The sequence below is a fragment of the Olsenella urininfantis genome, from assembly GCF_900155635.1.
In the GTDB taxonomy this organism is placed as follows: Bacteria; Actinomycetota; Coriobacteriia; order Coriobacteriales; family Atopobiaceae; genus Olsenella_G; species Olsenella_G urininfantis.
In genome coordinates, this window is the sequence record NZ_LT732540.1 from 952,912 (window position 1) to 971,258 (window position 18,347).

At 64.3% G+C, this 18,347-nt stretch carries 10 protein-coding genes, 7 tRNA genes and 1 pseudogene; 6 read left to right on the forward strand and 12 right to left on the reverse strand.

Going from position 1 to position 18,347, the window contains the following annotated elements:
- Nucleotides 1–55: 55 nt before the first annotated feature.
- From tig to CZ375_RS04435, 3 genes are all read right to left on the reverse strand, one after another.
- The gene (gene tig / locus CZ375_RS04425) at nt 56–1,384 is read right to left on the reverse strand and encodes a trigger factor (protein WP_077598085.1); all 1,329 of its coding nucleotides are present in this window, start codon (nt 1,382–1,384) and stop codon (nt 56–58) included.
- Nucleotides 1,385–1,452: 68 nt separating this feature from the next.
- A tRNA-Leu gene (locus CZ375_RS04430) sits at nt 1,453–1,539 on the reverse strand.
- A gap of 157 nt (nt 1,540–1,696) precedes the next feature.
- Complete coding sequence (locus CZ375_RS04435) at nt 1,697–2,476, reverse strand: copper homeostasis protein CutC (RefSeq protein ID WP_200799691.1); 780 nt, start codon at nt 2,474–2,476, stop codon at nt 1,697–1,699.
- A gap of 561 nt (nt 2,477–3,037) precedes the next feature.
- Between CZ375_RS04435 and CZ375_RS04440 the strand changes: the two genes are divergently transcribed.
- On the forward strand, nt 3,038–4,375 hold the full coding sequence (locus CZ375_RS04440) for a DUF2130 domain-containing protein (RefSeq protein WP_077598087.1): 1,338 nt from the start codon (nt 3,038–3,040) through the stop codon (nt 4,373–4,375).
- 191 nt (nt 4,376–4,566) lie between these two features.
- Here the strand turns inward: CZ375_RS04440 and CZ375_RS04445 are convergent.
- Nucleotides 4,567–5,508: pseudogene (locus CZ375_RS04445) on the reverse strand (DUF5692 family protein); the annotation flags it as partial.
- A 260-nt stretch (nt 5,509–5,768) separates the two neighbouring features.
- Nucleotides 5,769–7,100, reverse strand: a complete 1,332-nt coding sequence (gene gdhA, locus CZ375_RS04450) for an NADP-specific glutamate dehydrogenase (RefSeq protein ID WP_077598088.1) — start codon at nt 7,098–7,100, stop codon at nt 5,769–5,771.
- Nucleotides 7,101–7,319: 219 nt separating this feature from the next.
- Between gdhA and CZ375_RS04455 the strand changes: the two genes are divergently transcribed.
- From CZ375_RS04455 to CZ375_RS04465, 3 genes are all read left to right on the forward strand, one after another.
- A tRNA-Pro gene (locus CZ375_RS04455) sits at nt 7,320–7,396 on the forward strand.
- A 3-nt stretch (nt 7,397–7,399) separates the two neighbouring features.
- Nucleotides 7,400–7,475: transfer RNA gene (locus CZ375_RS04460), tRNA-Gly, on the forward strand.
- A 131-nt stretch (nt 7,476–7,606) separates the two neighbouring features.
- Nucleotides 7,607–8,566: a diacylglycerol/lipid kinase family protein gene (locus tag CZ375_RS04465; protein WP_077598089.1), complete on the forward strand. Its 960-nt coding sequence runs from the start codon at nt 7,607–7,609 to the stop codon at nt 8,564–8,566.
- Nucleotides 8,567–8,713: 147 nt separating this feature from the next.
- On the opposite strand, the gene ptsP is transcribed toward CZ375_RS04465, so the two are convergent.
- From ptsP to manA, 4 genes are all read right to left on the reverse strand, one after another.
- A complete protein-coding gene (ptsP, locus tag CZ375_RS04470) occupies nt 8,714–10,417 on the reverse strand; it encodes a phosphoenolpyruvate--protein phosphotransferase (RefSeq protein ID WP_077598090.1) in 1,704 nt (567 codons plus the stop codon).
- 90 nt (nt 10,418–10,507) lie between these two features.
- Nucleotides 10,508–11,437, reverse strand: coding sequence for a 1-phosphofructokinase (gene pfkB / locus CZ375_RS04475; RefSeq protein WP_077598091.1), 930 nt, complete (start codon nt 11,435–11,437; stop codon nt 10,508–10,510).
- A gap of 178 nt (nt 11,438–11,615) precedes the next feature.
- Nucleotides 11,616–11,692: transfer RNA gene (locus CZ375_RS04480), tRNA-Arg, on the reverse strand.
- A 50-nt stretch (nt 11,693–11,742) separates the two neighbouring features.
- Complete coding sequence (gene manA / locus CZ375_RS04485) at nt 11,743–12,696, reverse strand: mannose-6-phosphate isomerase, class I (protein WP_077598092.1); 954 nt, start codon at nt 12,694–12,696, stop codon at nt 11,743–11,745.
- Nucleotides 12,697–13,028: 332 nt separating this feature from the next.
- Between manA and CZ375_RS04490 the strand changes: the two genes are divergently transcribed.
- Nucleotides 13,029–14,651: a DEAD/DEAH box helicase gene (locus CZ375_RS04490; protein ID WP_234966862.1), complete on the forward strand. Its 1,623-nt coding sequence runs from the start codon at nt 13,029–13,031 to the stop codon at nt 14,649–14,651.
- 90 nt (nt 14,652–14,741) lie between these two features.
- On the opposite strand, the gene CZ375_RS04495 is transcribed toward CZ375_RS04490, so the two are convergent.
- From CZ375_RS04495 to CZ375_RS04505, 3 genes are all read right to left on the reverse strand, one after another.
- Nucleotides 14,742–14,817 (reverse strand) — tRNA-Lys (locus CZ375_RS04495).
- Nucleotides 14,818–14,866: 49 nt separating this feature from the next.
- Nucleotides 14,867–14,942: transfer RNA gene (locus CZ375_RS04500), tRNA-Lys, on the reverse strand.
- Between the two features lie 13 nt (nt 14,943–14,955).
- Nucleotides 14,956–15,031: transfer RNA gene (locus CZ375_RS04505), tRNA-His, on the reverse strand.
- Nucleotides 15,032–15,333: 302 nt separating this feature from the next.
- Here CZ375_RS04505 and CZ375_RS04510 point away from each other — a divergent pair.
- Nucleotides 15,334–18,267, forward strand: a complete 2,934-nt coding sequence (locus tag CZ375_RS04510; RefSeq protein WP_077598093.1) for a VaFE repeat-containing surface-anchored protein — start codon at nt 15,334–15,336, stop codon at nt 18,265–18,267.
- Nucleotides 18,268–18,347 lie beyond the last annotated feature (80 nt).

An 18,347-nucleotide genomic window follows, 5' to 3' on the forward strand; every position in this document is an offset into this window, starting at 1 on the left:
TGTTCCCCTCGGAGCGCCTCCGTAGTCCCAGGCGTATGTGCCTCGCAAGGAGAGACTACTCGCCGGCCTCCTCGGCCTTCTTGGCGCGGGCCTCGGCGATCTCGTCCACCTCGGTGACGGTGGCGTTCTCGGCGAGCCACTTCACGGCCTTGGTGCGGCGGATGGACTCGCGCACGGCGGGCATCTGGCCGTTCTCGAGGAACTCGGACATGGACTTCTCCACGTCCTCGACGCCGGCGCGCTCGAACTCGGCGCGGACCTCATCGGTGGTTGCGGTGAACTCGAGCTTGTCGGCCAGGGCGTCAAGGGCCAGGGACTGGCGTGCGCGCTCCTCGGCCTGCTCGCGCAGGTCTGCCAGGAACTCGTCACTCTTGATGCCACGGGCGCCCAGGTACATGTCGAGGGACATGCCCTGGCGCTGGAGCTGGCTCAGGAACTCGTTCGCGAGCTCGGAGAAGACCTGGTTCTGGTAGGCCTCGGGGACCTCCTCCAGCACGAGATGCTTGCCGATCTCCTCGACGACGCGGTCCTCCTTGAGGGCAGGCAGACTCTGCTTCTTGTCCTCCTCGATCTCCTCCTTGACGGCGTCGCGCAGCTCGGCGACGGTGTCGAAGCCGAAGCTCTTCTTGGTGAACTCGTCGGTGAGCTCGGGGGTGACGGCCTTCTTGATGGTCTTGAGGGTGACGGTGACGGCGGTTTTGTGCTCGTGGTCGCCGTGGGCGTGGGACCACTCGACGTCCTTGGTCTCGCCCTTGGTCATGCCCTCGATGCCCTCCGCGAGCTCCTCGGGGAGGTAGCCCTTGCGCAGGGAGAGCTGGCGGTCGGTGCCGGCGAGCTCGGGCGCGCCCTCCTTGTTCTCGATGTCCACGACGATGACGTCGCCCTCGACGGCGGCGCGCTCCTCGGTCTCGTCCTCGTAGCTGACGTGATAGCTGAGGAGCTGCTCGATCTGCTGCTCGACCTCGGCCTCGGTGGCCTCTGCAGGAGGCATGCTGATGGCGGGGGCGTCATAGGAGTCAAGCTCGCAGGTGGGAGGCACGGGGATGGTGGCCTCGATGACGAAGTCCTCGTGCTCGACGACGAGGGCGGGGTCCTCGCCGTAGTCGGGGCGGTCAACGGGAACGATGTCGAGCTCCTCGTACATCATGGGCTGGGCCACGTTCATGAGGTTCTCGGTGGCCTGGGCGAAGACGGCCTCACGGCCGACCATGCCATCGATGACGGGGCGCGGCGCACGGCCACGGCGGAAGCCCTGGAAGGAGTACTTCTGGGCGATGTCCTTGTAGGCCTGGGCGATGGCGCTGTCCACGTCCTTAGCGGACACGACGACCTTGGCAGCCACCTTGTCGTTCTGGGGCCTCTCGGCGGTGACGGTGATGTTCAACGTTCCTCCAGTGTCTTCCTGCTTGGCAGGCCAGCCCGCCTCGCAAAGTTCCTACGCATCTTGTGACGTGGTGCGGGCGAAAGGACTCGAACCTTCACGGAGTCTCCCCCACTGGAACCTAAATCCAGCGCGTCTACCAGTTCCGCCACGCCCGCATTTGTCGCATGCAGCTTATGGATGATAGCAAAGGCCAGGCAAGTGTTGCGCGCCATCTGCGTTCTTCATGCAAAAGCTCTGACGAGAGGGCCTTGTTGATGCCGCAGGAGGCCGGTGGTGTCGCTTTCCCTAATCTCAAGCGCGCTTCGCAGTGCATCATGCCTCCGAGGCACCAACGCCTTGCCGACAACAGGTGCCAACGAGGTTAACTAGCTTACGAGCCAGCCCCTCGTCCACGCCGTCATGGCAGGTGTCGTTGGGGCCGTCCAGGTAGGCATAGCTCACGTGCTCGGACCGAGTCGTGGGGTCTGACATGTAGCCACGACATGAGGCATGGACCTGGGCCACGCCCGTCTCCCCCACGAGCGCCGTCACGTTTCTGACATCGATGCCAGAGCCTGCCAGAATCTGGATCCTCTCGCCAAGGCGCTGCTGCAGTTCCCTGATGAGAGGTGCGCCCTCATGGGCAGTTGCCCTCTGGCCGCTGGTAAGGACCCTGTCCACCCCGCAGCCGATAAGGGCCTCAGCGGCAGCAAAGGCATCAGGCGTCACATCGAAGGCCCGGTGGAACACCGCCTCCGCGCCCGCCGCATGCGCCAGCCCTGCCATCTGCCGCGTGGCCTGCTCGTCCACACAGCCATCCGAGCGAAGGAAACCGAAGGCAAGGCCGTCCGCACCCGCCGTCAGCAGCCCGCGCGCATCTGCAAACATGGTGTCGCGCTCCTCTTCCGAATAGTAGAAGCCCGCGCCCCGAGGCCTCAGCATGCAGACGATGGGAATGCTCAGCGCCTCCTTTGCCAGACGAAACGTGCCCATGCTAGGAGTGAGCCCGCCCAGCCAGATCGCCGAGTTGAGCTCGACCCTGTCGGCCCCCGCGCGCTCCGCCGCCAGGCAGTCCGCTAGGCTTCCCGCGCATATCTCAACGGTGAGCGCCACGCCTCTCTCTCCCCTCTCATCGCCAAGCTTCCGGCTCGTCTTCCTCATACTCACCCGCCTCGGCAAGCGCCTCGAAGAAATCGTCCAGGGCGTCCAGGGCCAGGTCCTGCATCTGCGGGCCCAGACCTTCTTGCCACGTGCTTACTGTCCGGCTACATCTTAGTTGGAACGACGGGCATCAACTCACGCGTGCGGAGGGCGAACGCAACGCTTGGCGCCGCGCGAGGCGGTTTTGGTCGCGTTGGCCCACCCACTGGGTACGTAGAAATGGGCAAACACGCAGGCTGACGGAATGGAAGCCATATCTTGATGCATTGGCCCACCGCGGGGGTCACTACAGGTGGGCAGACACGCGCTTTTCGGCCGAGAGGGGCGGGAAATCGCATATTCGCCCACCTACGAACCGCCCTGCGGTGGGCGAAAGCAGCCGTTTGACGCCCAGGAGAGAGGAAATCGCACTTCTACCCACCACCCGCGCCGGTGGGAACACACGGCGCGGTTGTTGTCCGAAGCCTGCGCTAGGCTGTATGCGTCAGGTGAGCGCAAGCAAGGAGAGAGCACATGGCAACCATCGTCTGCCCCCACTGCCACGAGACGTTCGAGCTGGAGAGCTCGGACTACCAGGACATCGTGAGCCAAGTTCGCACCAGCGAGTTCGAGCGCGAGATACACGAGCGCGGCAAGCTCATGGAAAGCGAGAAGGCCGCCGCCATCGCCGAGGAGCGCGCCCGCGCGGAGGCGCGCCTGCAGCAGGAGCTCGCAGGTCGTGCGCAGGAAATTTCCCAGCTCAAGACCCAGATTGCGCAGGCGGACGCCGCATCCAAGATTGCCCAGCAGGAGACCCGCAGCCAACTTCAGGCCGAGCAGTCGCGTCTCTCGGCGGAGGTCGGCCGCCTGAAGGCGGAGCTCGTGGCCCAGGCCACGGCGGCGGAGCAGTCCCGCCAGCTGGCGGTGGCGCAGGCAACCGGCCAGCTCAAGGAGCGCTGCGTGGAACTGGAGGGTCAGATTCGCCAGGACAAGACCGAAAAGGACGCCCTCCTCGCCCGCCACAGCGAGGAGCTGACACGCGCCCGGCGCCAGCACGAGGAGATAGTCCGTCTCAAGGAGGGCGAGATAGAGCGCCTGAAGGACTATCGCATGCGCCTCAACACCAAGCTATTGGGCGAGAGCCTTGAGCAGCACTGCGCCCAGGAGTTCGACGCCTGGCGCTCCAAGGACCCCGCCTCCTTCAAGAACATCTCCTTCGAGAAGGACAACGAGGCCGTGGAGGGGACCAAGGGCGACTTCGTCTACCGCGAGTTCGACGACGAGGGCAGGGAGCTCCTCTCCATCATGTTCGAGATGAAGAACGAGGAGCTCTCCTCCACCAACAAGAAGACCAACGAGAGCCACATGGCCAAGCTCGACCGCGACCGCCAGAAGAAGGGCTGCGAGTACGCCGTGCTGGTGTCCACCCTCGAGCCGGAAAGCGAGCTCTACAACCAGGGCATCGTGGACGTGTCCTGGCGCTTCGAGAAGATGTACGTGGTGAGGCCCCAGCTCTTCCTGGTGATCATCTCCCTTCTGCGCAACGCGGCCCAGAAGTCCCAGGCACTTCGCGCCCAGATCGCCCAGATGAAGAGCGAGCAGATCGACATCACCAACTTCGAGGCGGCGCTGGGGGACTTCCAGGACAAGTTTGGTCGCAACGTGGAGCTGGCAAACAAGAAGTTCAACTCCGCCATAGACGAGATCGACAAGGCGATCTCGCAGCTGCAGAAGGTGAAGGAGAACCTGCTGGGGTCCCAGAACAACCTGCGCCTGGCAGACGAGAAGGCCAGCAAGCTCACCATCAAGCGCCTCACCAAGAACAGCCCGATGCTGGCCGAGCGCTTCGAGGAGCTGGATCAGGGCAGGTAGCATGCCGTCCCGGCGAGGCACGGGTTCTCCAGGAGACAGGCTCGCCACGCTGACGCAAAAAGCGAGATGGGGGCGTTTTTCGGCGTCATTTCGGCGAGAAAACACCCCCATCTCTGTTGCGGCGATGAAAACGCCACCCCAAACGAGCTTTTCGTGGTAGGGCGAGGTAAGAGCGGCTGCGGCAGAGCGCCCTACTCGGCGGCGCGGCGCAGGGTAGCCTGCTCCCAGTCGCACGTGCCCTCGAAGACGTCATGCCTGTAGGGGTTGACGCCCAGCTTCTTTGCTCGGTACGCAATGTAGGCGATGGCAAAGACGTTGGCGACCAGGGCCAGGACGGAGACGACGGTGGCCGCGGTGGGGTCGAGCGTGGAGTGGGTCACGAAGACGCTCTCCTCCTGGAAGGCGGGGAACACCTGCGCGAACATGCACCAGATGGCCAGGGTGTTGGCGCAGTTCTGGATCCAACCGCCCTTGTTCCAGAACGCGTTGGCAACGGTGGGCGCAAGGAGCAGCGCCAGGCCGCAGTACCAGGCGTGGTGGGACAGGCAGTTGTAGGTGTAGCAGAAGTTCCAGATGTCGTAGGCCAGGATGTAGACCCAGGTCATGTCGGGCCAGAGCATGTCGTTGCCGTCCTTGGAGGGATAGACGCTCCACCAGGAGGTCATGCAGAAGATGTTGATGAGTCCGGCGATGCCGTTGAACACGTTGTTCCAGCCGGCCAGCTGCGTGGCGCCCTCGGAGGTGACCCAGGTGGTCTCGCCCAGGGCGAAGAAGTGGTAGGCGCTCTCGAAGTCGGAGCAGACGGCGATCAGGATGTTGATGGCCACGATCACGAACGGGAAGGCGAGGAGCAGGGGCGCCTTGCCCAGCCTGCCCCAGCGGTACTTGATGACCATGAAGCCGATGCAGCCCGCGAGGGCGGCATAGACCTTAGCGTAGTGGAACCAGCTGTTCTAGTAGATGTGGGTGGGATTGTTGAGCGCCCACTCCTGCCCCTGGGCCGCACCCACGCCGATGGCGACGCAGTACGCAGTCATGCAGACGGGCAGGACCACGAACATGATGATGCCACCCAGCTTGGAGCGGCGGGCGAACTCGTTGAGGGCTATGAGGCCCGCGAAGACCAGCGCCCAACCAAGCCACTTCCGGCGGGGTCAGTTCCAATCAAGTCGAATCTGGTCACATGGAGAGTCAAGAAGCGAGAGGCCACAGGAAATTATTTCCTGTGGCCTCTCCACAATTCAACTGGGCTTTTGCAAGCGAAACCCTCAGGAGTTTTTTCCTGAGGGTTTCGGTCTGGCGAGAGAAGACTACCGTGCAAACCGGCGGCTAGCGGTGCCTCCTGAGAAACGCTCCGGCAACGGTCATCGAGAGCCCCAGGGAGCGAGAGAGGCTAGCAGATGCCCTGGGCCATCATAGCCTCGGCCACCTTGAGGAAGCCGGCGATGTTCGCCCCGAAGACGAGGTCCCCCTCGTGGCCGTACTCCTTTGCGGCGCTGGCAGCGGCCTGGTAGATGGAGTCCATGATGCCGCGGAGCCTCTCGTCCACCTCCTCGAAGGTCCAGGAGAGACGCTCGTGGTTCTGGGACATCTCGAGCCCCGAGGTGGCAACGCCCCCAGCGTTGGCAGCCTTGCCGGGCGCGAAGAACACGCCGCTCCTCTTGAGGAAGGCGGTCGCCTCCAGGGTGGTTGGCATGTTGGCACCCTCCACCACGTATCCGCAGCCGTTCTCGACCAGCTTCCGGGCATCGTCTAGGTCAAGCTCGTTCTGGGTGGCGCAGGGCATGGCGATGTCCACCCTCTCGCCCCAGGGGCGCTCGCCGGCATGGTATGTTGCGCCAGCTCGCACGGAGGCGTACTCGGTCAGCCGCGCGCGACGAACCTCCTTGATGTCCTTGAGCAGCTCGACGTCAATGCCCTCGGGATCGTACACGTAACCGCCGGAGTCCGACACCGTGACCACGGTGGCCCCTAGCTGCTGCGCCTTCTGGGCCGCGTAGATGGCAACGTTTCCGGAGCCAGAGACGGCCACGCGCTTGCCCTCGATGCCCTCGCCCCGCTCCCTGAGCATGTTGAGCAGGAAATAGACCGCACCATAGCCTGTCGCCTCGGTGCGCGCCAAAGAGCCTCCATACGAGATGCCCTTGCCCGTGAGCACGGAGGACCAGCTGTTGGTAAGGCGCTTGTACTGGCCGAAGAGGTAGCCTATCTCGCGCGCGCCGGTGCCGATGTCCCCGGCGGGAACGTCCGTGTCAGGGCCGATGTGCTTCACCAGCTCGGTCATGAAGGACTGGCAGAAGCGCATGACCTCGGCGTCCGACTTGCCCTTGGGGTCGAAGTCGCAGCCCCCCTTGCCGCCGCCCATGGGAAGGGTGGTGAGGGAGTTCTTGAAGATCTGCTCGAAGCCCAGAAACTTGAGGATGCCCAGGTTGACGGAGGGATGCAGGCGCAGGCCGCCCTTGTAGGGGCCTATGGCACTGCTGAACTGAACGCGGTAGCCACGGTTGACCTGGACCTTGCCGGAGTCGTCAACCCAGGGAACGCGGAAGATGATGACGCGCTCGGGCTCGACGAGGCGCTCGAGAAGGCCTGCGGCCTCGTACTCGGGATGCGCATCCAGAGCTGGCTGCAGGGTGGTGAGGACCTCCTCGGCTGCCTGGATGAACTCTGGCTGGGCGGCATAGCGCTCCTTGAGCTCAGCTATGACCTTCTCGGAATATGACATGCTGTCTCCTTCCACATGGGGTGGAAATGACGTCTTGGCACTTACGGTTAGAGAATAGGCAACGTCGGCAGGCGCTCGAATTTCCCCCCACGTGCGTAACCAGATGGTCACGCGAGAGAAACCATCGGACAATGATGGGACGCGTCTTGTGGTGAGCCTGCGTTTTCCAAAGAGACGTTGCCCCCAAGACACCACTCCCCTATACTTTCAGAGCGGCTCCGGGGTGTGGCGCAGCTTGGTAGCGCATCTGCTTTGGGAGCAGAGGGTCGCTGGTTCGAATCCAGTCACCCCGACCATCTGCGGCGGTAGTTCAATTGGTAGAGCGTCAGCCTTCCAAGCTGATTGTTGCGGGTTCGAGTCCCGTCCGCCGCTCCATGAATGCGCAGGCCACGGTCCATGGGAACCGTGGCCTTTTTTCATATACAGCCATTTTCAGCATCTGGGGCAGCATCGTGCGTGGAGGGCTAGAATGAATGTGACGTCCCCACTCGCGCGAAAGGTGCTCCATGGCAAACCACCAGCTCGGTCGTACTCTCGTGGTGGCCAACCCTGCATCTCACAGCGGCAAGGGCGCGCAGGCCGCCGAGCGCGTGAGACGCTTCTTCGAGTCTTACGCCTCCGTGTCCACCTCCTTCGACATGAGGCTCACCGAGGCCCCAGGGCATGCGACGGAGCTCGCACGGGAGGCCGCGGGGATGGATACCCTCATCGTCCTGGGCGGAGACGGGGTGATCCACGAGAGCGTCGAGGGCCTCATGGGCCTTGGCGCAGACGCCCGCCCCAGGCTCGCCGTCATTCCCATGGGCTCGGGCAACGACTTCGCGCGCACCATCTCCGCCAGCTACAATGACCCAGAGCGCTCCCTGGCAGAGATCCTCATGGGGAGCAAGCGCAGCATAGACCTGGGCTACGTGGCAAATGACCGTGGCGAGGCGTCCTACTTCGTGGAGACCCTCTCCTTTGGCCTGGACGCCGCCATCGCGCACGACACCACCCGGAGGCGGGCGAACGACACAGGCCAGGAGGGCTCCCTCCTCTTCGCCACCTCCAGCGTGAAGATCATGTCCGCGGGCTCAAAAGGCTATCCCTCTCGCCTGACCATTGACGCGGGCGAGCCTAGCGAGCAGCGCTCCATCATCCTGGCAGTCCAGAACGGGCCCACCTATGGCGGGGGGTTTGCGGTCTGTCCCAGGGCAAACCCCACCGACGGCCTGCTTGATATCTGCTACAACGTGAAGGTTCCCAACGTGCCCCACCTCCTGGGCCTCCTTGGCCTGGCGCGGGCCGGCAAGCACGTGCACTCGCGCATCATCCGCACCGCACGCGCCCGGCGCATTGAGGTCGAGTTCCCCGAGGCAGAGGCTCCCTGCCAGATCGATGGGGAGATGCTCGAGGGCAGGCGCTTCCAGATCGAGGTTGTCCCCCACGCACTTGACGTGATGGTTCCGCAGGCCTGCCCCTGGTAGCGGTCACACCGCCAAGGCAAGGGGCATCCCCTCGAGTCGAGCCACATCCATCTCAACACGAAAAGGACCATTCATATGCGAGAGGGGCACCCGGACAAGCGGGAGCCCCTCTCTGGCATGGCGCGCGAGACTGAGGAGAGGTGTGCCCTAGCGTGCGGCAGCCTGCAGGGCGGCCTTCACCTCTGCGGCGGTCTTGAGGCCCAGGACCTTCTCGGTCAGGGCGTCAGCCTCGGCCTTGGTCCACTCGCTCAGGATGCGCCGCGTGCGCAGGATGGATGGCGCGCTCACGGAGAACTCGCCCAGGCCGAAGGAGAGGAGCACGGGGATGAGCAGCGGGTCGGCGGCGGCCTCGCCACACATGCCCACCATGATGTTTTGCCTGTTTCCCTCGGCGATAATGCGCCTCAGGGAGCGCAGGACCGCAGGCTGGTAGACCTCGTAGAGATAGCCCACGCGGTCATTGCCACGATCTGCGCACATGGTGTAGCCGATGAGGTCGTTGGTGCCGATCGAGAAGAAGTCGCACTCTGCAGCGAGGTCGTCGGCGATGAGCGAGGCGGCGGGCGTCTCGATCATGGTGCCCACCTCGATATCCTTGTTGTAGGCAACCCCACGGGCGTCGAGGGAGGCCTTGCACTCCTCGATCAGCGCCTTGGCCTGACGGACCTCCTCGATGGAGGTGACCAGCGGCAGCATAATCTTGATGTCCCCGAAGGCGGAGGCACGCAGAAGGGCCGTGAGCTGGACCTTGTACTGATCGGAGTTGTTCAGGCAGTAGCGGATGGCGCGGAACCCCATGAAGGGGTTCTCCTCCCTCTGCAAGTTGAGGTAGGGAATCTCCTTGTCTCCGCCCACATCCAGGGTGCGGATGATGACGGGCTGCCCCTTCATGCGCAGAGCCACCTTCTGGTAGGCCGCAAACTGCTCGTCCTCGCTGGGAAGCTCCTTCGCATCCATGAAGAGGAACTCGGAGCGGAAGAGGCCGATGCCCTCGCAGTCATGCTCGGCGGCAACGTTGGCGTCCTCGGGGTTGCCGATATTGGCGACCAGCAGGACCTTTTCGCCATCGCCCGTCACGGTCTCCTTACCGCGGTAGGCCTCGAGCGCAACCTTCTCCTCGGCGTATGCCTTGGCCTTCGCGCGGTAGTGCTCAAGCTCGTGATCGCTCGGGGAGGCGATGACCTTGCCGTTGGTGCCATCGACTACGAGCATGTCACCGGTCTTGATGAGGGAGGTCGCATCGGACACGGAGAGGACCGCGGGGATCTCGAGCGCGCGGGCGATGATGGCGGAGTGGGAGGTGCGCCCGCCCGTCTCGGTCACGATGCCGGTGACGTTGTCCTTGTCGATGTCCGCCGTCATCGAGGGGGTGAGCTCCTTCACCACCACTATGGAGTGCTCGGGAAGCGTGGAGAGGTCAACCACCTCCTTGCCCAGGAGGTCGGCAAGCAGCCCCGTCTTGACGTCGGCAACGTCTGCCGCGCGCTCGCGGAAGAGCTCGTCCTCCATCTGGGAGAACATCGTGTAGTAGGTGTCGTAGGCCTCGCTGACGGCCTGCTCGGCACACATGCCGGAGTCGATGGAGGAGCCGACCATCTCCTTGATGCCCTCGTCCTCGGCGAACTCGATGTGGGCGCCCATGATGAGGGCGGCCTCCTCGCCCACCGTCCTCTTCATGCGCTCGATCTGGGCGTTGGTCTGAGCAACGAACTTCTCGAGGGCGGCCGCGTAGCGGGCCTTCTCCTGCTCCGCGTCCTCGGGGACGGACGGGGTGAAGGAGAGGTCGGGAGCGATGGCCACCTGAGCCACGCCGATGCCAAAACCGTCAGATGCGTTAACACCCTTGAACATGGAAACCTCCAATCAACGGGCTGAGCGCCCAGGCAAAAATGCAGGTACGAGAAAACGGGGCCGGCGACGCCAGCCCCGTCCATGGCTGCCCTACTGGTTCTGTGCGGCGATGATCTTGTTCAGCTGGTCATAGACGCGGTCGATAGTGGCGCGCTTGGCGATGGCCTTGCTGGCGGCGGTCGCGGTTCCGCAGGCGGAGGCGAAGCGCAGGGCCGTCTCGTAGTCCGCGCCGCCCTGGACCTTGGCGACGAAGCCGGCCACCATGGAATCACCCGCGCCGGTGGCGTTCACCAGGCGAATCTTGGCCGTCGGGACGATGTGTATCTCGCCGTTCTCGTCATACAGCAGCGAGCCGTGGCCCCCACAGGAGACGATGACGTTCTGGGCGCCGCGCTCGTGCAGCTCCTTGGCGAAGGGGATGCACTCCTCGGGCGTCTCGGGACGTGCGTCGAATATGCGGCCAACCTCGTGGTTGTTGGGCTTGATGAGGAAGGGGCGGGCGTTCAGGGCCTTGAGCAGGAGGCTGCCGGGCGCATCCACCACGAAGCGGATGCCGCGCCCCTCGAGGCGCTTCATGATGACGTCGTACATGTCCTCGGGAAGCGACTTGGGGATGGATCCGGTCAGCACGAGGGTGTCTCCCTCGCCGATGTAGTCGATGCGCTCCAGGAGTTCATCGACCTTCTTCTCGGAGATCTTGGGGCCCATGCCGTTGACCATGGTCATCACGATGCCGTTGAGCTTGACGTTGATGCGGGTGAAGCCATGCTCGAGACGGACGAAGTTGGAGGAGATGCCCGTCTTCTGGAGCGTCTTGACGAGATAGTCCCCCGTGAAGCCCGCAACGATGCCGAACGCGACATTGACCACCTTGAGCTCGTTGAGCAGGGTGGAGACGTTGATGCCGTTTCCGCCGCAGTAGAGTTCCTCGCTCGATGACCTGTTGGTGAAGCCCATGTCGAGAGTCAGCGGATGCATGACGTAATCGATGGCGGGGTTCAGCGTCACGGTGTAGATCAACGTAAGCTCCTTCCTTGCATGGCCATACGACTTCATTATGCCGTAGAAAAGGCGCTCCGATAATCGAAAAGTCGAATAAGCCTATACAAGTCTCGCGAATCCGATGCCGAAACGCACGTGCAGGCGCCACCCGACGAAGAAGGGCCGCCAGCTCATGCCGACGGCCCCCTGCGCTCAATGGTGCTCCCTAGGCGATTCGAACGCCTGACCTGCGGTTTAGAAGACCGATGCTCTATCCAGCTGAGCTAAGGGAGCAAGCTAGCACATGGTAGCACGAAAACCGCAGGCTGAGGACCAGCTTCGGGCTACGCGGCAGGCACCCCGGAGACAATGAGCTCCATGTTGCCGCCCAGGTCCAGCTCCTCGTGGCCTGCGGGCACCACAAAGTGCTCGCCGCGCGAGAGGGGCCTCTCCCCCACACGGCCCGAGCCAGACACCACGCTCACGCACCAGAATGTCTGGGGGGACTCGAGGGTCATATGCCCGTCCACGCGCAGGCGATCGACGGTGTAGTAGGGACAGCTCACCAGACGCGTACGACCGTCCACCTCCGAAGCCGTGACCTCGCCGGACGAGAGGGGCTCCGCTTCGTAGTCAATGACGTCCAGGCTCTGTTGGAGGTGCAGCTCGCGCTTGCTGCCGTCGTCCTGGACGCGGTCGTAGTCATATACGCGATAGGTGACGTCGCTGGACTGCTGGGTCTCCAGCACCATGGTGCCGCCCCTGATGGCATGCACCGTTCCGGGGTCAATCTGGAAGAAGTCCCCCGCATGCACGTCCACCACGTTGAGGAGCCTGTCCCAGGCGCCCCGGGAGATGAGCTCGGCGCACTCGTCGCGATTCCTGGCGCGCTGCCCCACCACTATGCTCGCACCAGGGTCGGCATGCAGGACATACCAGCACTCGCACTTGCCAAGGGAGCCCCCCTCGTGCTCCGCGGCATATGCGTCGCCGGGATGCACCTGTATGGAAAGGTCCTCCTCGGCGTCAAGGATCTTGACGAGCAGCGGGAAGCGGTCCCCCTTGGCCCTGCCGAAGAGCTCGTGATGCTCAACCCAGAGCTCCGAGAGCCTCCTGCCAGCAAGCGGCCCCTCCAAGACGACGCAATCCCCGGCAGGATGCGCGGAGATTGCCCAGCACTCCCCGATGGGGCCGTCAGGAATCTGGTAGCCAAAGTCATCGGCAAGCCTACGGCCACCCCAGATCTTCTCGTGGAAAAGCGGGGCGGTGAAGATGAGCCCCCTGTCCTCTGCTGGCATCTGTTGCTCCTTTCGTCTTCAGGCGAAGATGACAACCACGGACGGCCCCGTCCCCAGGCCGATGGGCCTGAGACGCCGGAAGCCAGCCCCTCTCTTGGGAAAACCTCTTCCAAACGGCAGTTGCGCATATTTGGCAGATGATGCGAGCTGCGAAAACGCATGCTGCCCGACACCCTATTATAGATGCACGAAAGATGTTGACGCAGGCCCCGCAGCAGGTGTTCGGCACCTCCGGAAAGCCGCTTGGGAACAACGTCACAAAGCCATCCCACAGCAGAACGCAGTTGGCGAGCGGTCCCGTGCCGCCCCATCACCATGAGAACGGACACGCATTGAGCTCAGACACGAACTGGAACGAAACGGAAGGCGGCGGCTTCGAGGGCCTGGGGCTCTCCCAGGTGGTCATGGCAGCCGTCGCAGAGATGGGCTACCAGAGCCCGACGCCCGTCCAGGAGCAAGCCATCCCCCTGGTGCTTGAGGGGCGCGACGTCATGGCGGCGGCGCAGACGGGAACGGGCAAGACGGCCGCCTTCCTTCTGCCCGCGCTCAGCAGGCTGGGCCGTGCGCGCAGGGGTCAGGGGCCCCTCATGCTGGTGGTAACCCCCACCCGGGAGCTTGCCCAGCAGATCGAGGCCGTGGCGCAGTGCGTCTGCGCCCACAGCGGACAGCGCGTTGCGGTTCTCGTGGGCGGCGTGAGCTATGAGCCCCAGCGCCGTGCCCTCAAGAGCGGCTGCGACTTGCTCATCGCAACGCCTGGCCGCCTCATCGACCTCGTCGAGCAGGGGGACGCGAGGCTTTCCGATGTGGAGCTCCTCGTTCTAGACGAGGCAGACCGCATGCTTGACATGGGCTTCCTCCCCGCCGTGCGAAAGATCGTGGCGCAAGCGCCTCGGCAGCGCCAGACCCTTCTCTTTTCCGCAACCCTGGGCGAGGACGTGCTCGAGCACACCAGGTCCCTGGTGAGAAACCCCGCCCGCGTGGACATCGCGCCCAAGGGCAGCACGGCGGCCACCATCGACCAGTACGTGCTGGCAACAGACCCCAAGGACAAGAACAGGCTGCTTGCGGCCCTTCTTCACCAGGAAGGCCCCCAGAGGGTCATAGTCTTCTGCCGGGGGAAGCACCGTGCGGACGGCATCTGCCGAAGGCTGCGCCGGGAGGGCTTCGGCTGCGCGCCCATCCACGGAAACCGAAACCAGAACCAACGAGAGCGAGCGCTCCAGGGCTTTAGGAACGGCGAGGTGGATGTGCTGGTGGCAACCGACGTCCTCGCTCGCGGGATCGACGTTCCCGAGGTCTCCTATGTGGTCAACTTCGACGTGCCGGGAGAGGCCGAGGACTACATCCACCGCATCGGGAGAACCGGCCGAGCCGGCGAGAGGGGCTGGGCCCTGAGCTTCGTCACCGAGGAGGACTACCTCGACCTCCGTGACATAGAGCAGCTCATGGGCAGGATGATTCCCAGCTTCCCCCGGGCAGGGGGACTCTCTGCAGGCAAGGAGGGCGGCCTCTCGTTCCTTGACCCGCACCGTGACCCCTTCGAGGCGCTTCCCAACAAGAAGCTGCGCAAGAAGATGGCCGCACGCCGCGCGGCCGCGAAAACGAGGGACGAGGGAGCCGCGGCACAGGGCCCGTCGGCGAGGAGCGCACGCAGCGACAGCGGGCGCCCCACCAGGAAGCCGCAGGCACCTGGCTCCTCCGCCCCTGCTGGGACACCGTCCGAGAGCGGACGGCCCAAGGCGCAGGGCAGAAGGCAGCGCCTCGAATCCAAGATCGCGGGGGTGGGCTCCGAGAAGGCCCGTCCCAACGGGCGGCGCAAGAACGAGCGGGCCAAGGGGGACGTGAGCTCAGACGGACGAAGCGCCCGCATAGTCTATGGCCCTGGCAACAAGCCCAAGCCCCCCCTCAGGAGGGATGGCGGAAGGCGGCCGGGGGACAAGGGCGGCAGAGGCTAGGCTGCGAGGCGGGCGCCAGCTTGGCGCCCGCCTCCTCCTTGCGCAAACAAGAGGGCCCGGAAGCGCTTGGCTTCCGGGCCCTTGTGTGGCTGGTGGGTCGTGAGGGGGTCGAACCCTCGACCTTGGGATTAAGAGTCCCCTGCTCTACCAACTGAGCTAACGACCCGATTCATGAAAAAAGCTGCATCAGCCTCAATGCAGCCGAGAGAAGACGATGGTGGGTCGTGAGGGGGTCGAACCCTCGACCTTGGGATTAAGAGTCCCCTGCTCTACCAACTGAGCTAACGACCCATCGGCAACGAAATGGGGTGGGTAGAGGGGCTCGAACCCTCGACCTACGGAGCCACGGTCCGTCGCTCTGCCAACTGAGCTACACCCACCATTTGGCCCACCTCGTAACGCGCTTGACTATCATGCCCAAACTTCCCCCAGTATGCAAGCATCAATTTCAAAAAGTCTCTCTCCTTCACCCTGCGCCCAAAGCGTACGCAAGCCTGCTTTTACCGCCAGGGGGACGCAAGCGCAGGCGGGCCCTGGCGCCAGCCAGCCGCAAGTGGTCCCAAATCTACGAAACCCTGAGTCCAGATGCCTGATAACGCATGTGATTCCCTTCCCTCCCGCCGCCAGAGCGCCAAGAATCTCTCCTACCCAACGGTATGGACGGAAAAATGGGAGGAAGGACATGAACGCAGCCAGAAGCATCACAAGACCAAGAGGGGGCCTGTTCGACCAGATGCTGGCCGCGCTCATGGTGACGGCCCTCCTCGTCGTGGGCATGAGGGCCGTCAGCGCACGCGCGCAAGGGCGCCTCATCCAGTTCGAGAACGGTGGCAGCGCCTGGTTTGGGGAGGACGGCAGCCTAAGCGGGCGCATGAGCATCGTCGGGTACACGGAGGACCAGAGGTTTGTGGTCCTCCTCCCGGACGGGCAGCAGCTGGAGTTCGTCTGCATAGACGGGGACCACGTCGCGCCAGCCCCCGGGGAGGCAGACTTCCACGCCACTCCCACGGATGACGGGGGATTCTACGTGATCATGGCATCCGACTCACTCCCCATGACGGAAGACCCGCTCATGATGCCGATCAGGCCGCTCAAGAGCCCCAGCCAGAGGGTTGCGGGGACATGGAGGCCCCACGTCATGGGCGCCATTGAGCTGACGAAGGCCTCTGCCCTCCCTGAGCTCACCGATTCAAACCCCTGCTACACGCTCGAGGGCGCCCATTACGGCATCTGGAAGGACCGCAACCTGACCCAGGAGAGCGGACGGGAGATCGTGACCGACGCGGCCGGGCACGGCAGCTCGGGACAGCTGGGCGCGGGAACCTACTACGTGAAGGAGACCGTGGCTCCTCCGGGCTACGCCCTCGATGACAGGGTCTATGTGGTTGAGGTTGCGGCAGGTGACACCTCCCAGGTAAATGGTGGAAGCGTCACTGACGAGCCCCTGCGCGCGAGGCCGAGGGCGATCATCCAGAAGCTTGACGCGGAGGACTCGTCAGCACGGCCTAGAGGGGCCGCAAGCCTGACCGGGGCGGAGTTTGTCGTGAACTACTATGCCAACACGCAGGGAGACACGAGCTCCGCGCCCACGAGGAGTTGGGTCCTTCGCGCCGACGAGCGGGGGCAGGTCCTGATGGACGAGGAACACAAGCTGTCCGGGGACGATTTTTTCTTGGTAGACGGCCAGGCCGTCCTTCCGGTGGGCACCTTGTCCATAAAGGAGACGAAGGCGCCCAAGGGATACCTGCCGGAGGAAGCGGGGGAAACGAAGGTCCATGTTCTGGTCATGGCGGAAGGAGACGGCCCGACGACGTTTGAGGCATCCCTGCCTCTTGAGGTGCGGGACCAGGTGCGGCGCTCTGACCTTGAGTTCGTGAAAGTCGAGGAGGGCAGCATGAGAAGGATTGCGAACGCCCCCTTCCTCATCTGCTCAAAGACCACGGGAGAGGCCCACGTGGTGGTATCCGACGCCAACGGGCGCATCTCGACCTCCGCAAGCCAGCATCCCCACAGCGCGAGGACCAACGCAAACGACGCGTTCGTTGACATCGCACATGCCCTCACGCGCGATGGGGAGGGAAACTGGGACGTGGACGAGGGCAAGCTCAAGGTGAACGATGAGGCGAGTTGGGACAGCGGTGCTGGCGTGTGGTTCTCAGGAGGCGCGGGCAGGGGTTCTGAGGCAGACGACGCCAGAGGGGCCCTGCCCTTCGACAGCTACAGCGTCGTGGAGCTGCCTTGCAAGGCAAACCACGGCCTGAGGCTGGTGCGCTTTGGCTGCAGCGTCGAACAGGAGGGCAAGACCGTAGACGCAGGCACCGTGACCGACGCCCTGCCCCCTCGGATCGCCACCACGCTCACCGGGCCAAGTCACGAGCACGTGGGACCCGTATCCCAAGCGGTGACGCTCACCGACCACGTTGAGCTCGAGGGCCTCCAGCCCCATTCCAGCTACCGGCTTGAGGGCAGGCTGCGCCTCGTGGGACCAGGAGGCGAAGACGCAGGTCCCGTGATGCGCGACGGAAAGGAGCTGGTGGTCACGCAGGAGCTCTCCCCGCAGCTTTCCCGGACCAGCTGCGACGTGGAGTTCGAGCTCGACTCGAGAGGTCTTGCAGGGCGCAGCGTGGTGGCCTACGAGAGGCTCCTGAAGGACGGGCGCGAGCTCGCCCGCCACGAGGACCCCAAGGACCAGGGGCAGACGCTGCGCTTCCCCGCCATCCACACCATGGCGGCTGACGAGGGCGGAGCGAAGGAGCTGTGCGCCGAGGGCGAGACCGTGATGGTGGACACCGTCAGCTTCGAGAACCTCCAGGAGCACGTTACCTACGAGCTGCTGGGTGTCCTGGTTGACGCAGAGACGGGAGAGGAGCTCAAGGACGACGGCGGCAGGACGCTCACCGCCAGGGCCCAGTTCACCCCCAGCGCCCCAGACGGGACCCAAGAGGTGAGCTTCCACATTGACGGAAGACCCCTCGAGGGCAGCTCCGTCGTGGTCTTTGAGACGCTCCTTCATGACGGTGTCGTCCTTGTCGGTCACGAGGACCTCATGGACCTTGATCAGACCGTGTCCTTCCCCCGCATTCGCACCGAGCTCCAAGACGCCCAAGATGGCTCACACGTCATCCCCAGCGAGGGGCCCATCCGCCTCGAAGACACCGTATCGTTCAGCAGGCTCACCCCGGGAAAGGAGTACCTCGTGGAGGGAAGCCTGATGGACCCCGCAACCGGGAGGCCCCTAAGGAACAAGGATGGTGAGCCACTGCGGGCAAGCAGGGCCTTCACCCCCGAGAAGAGAGACGGGGCGGTTGTGGTTGAGTTCGAGCTCGATGGAAGCTCCCTGCCCGAGAGCGGTGCGGCCGTCGCCTTCGAGACGCTTTCCTGCGAGGGACGAGTCGTTGCACGCCACGAGGACCCAAATGACGAGGCGCAGACCGTAAGCCACCCTCCCCACGAAGACCCAAAGCCTGAGCCCGCGCCACGGCAAGGGGGGCGCAGGCTCGCGCAGACAGGCATTCCGGCAATTGGCGTCATGCTGGCGTGCATAGGGGCAATGGTTCTTGGTGCGAGCACGATTGCCAGGCCCAGGCTGCGCAAGGTTAGGAGGAGGCGCTGGTAGGCCTCGCCCGGCTTGCGCCGGGCGCGCTGCGGGCAGCCCAGGTCCTGGGCTGCCTGTGCGTCCTCTTGGGCGGCCTGTTC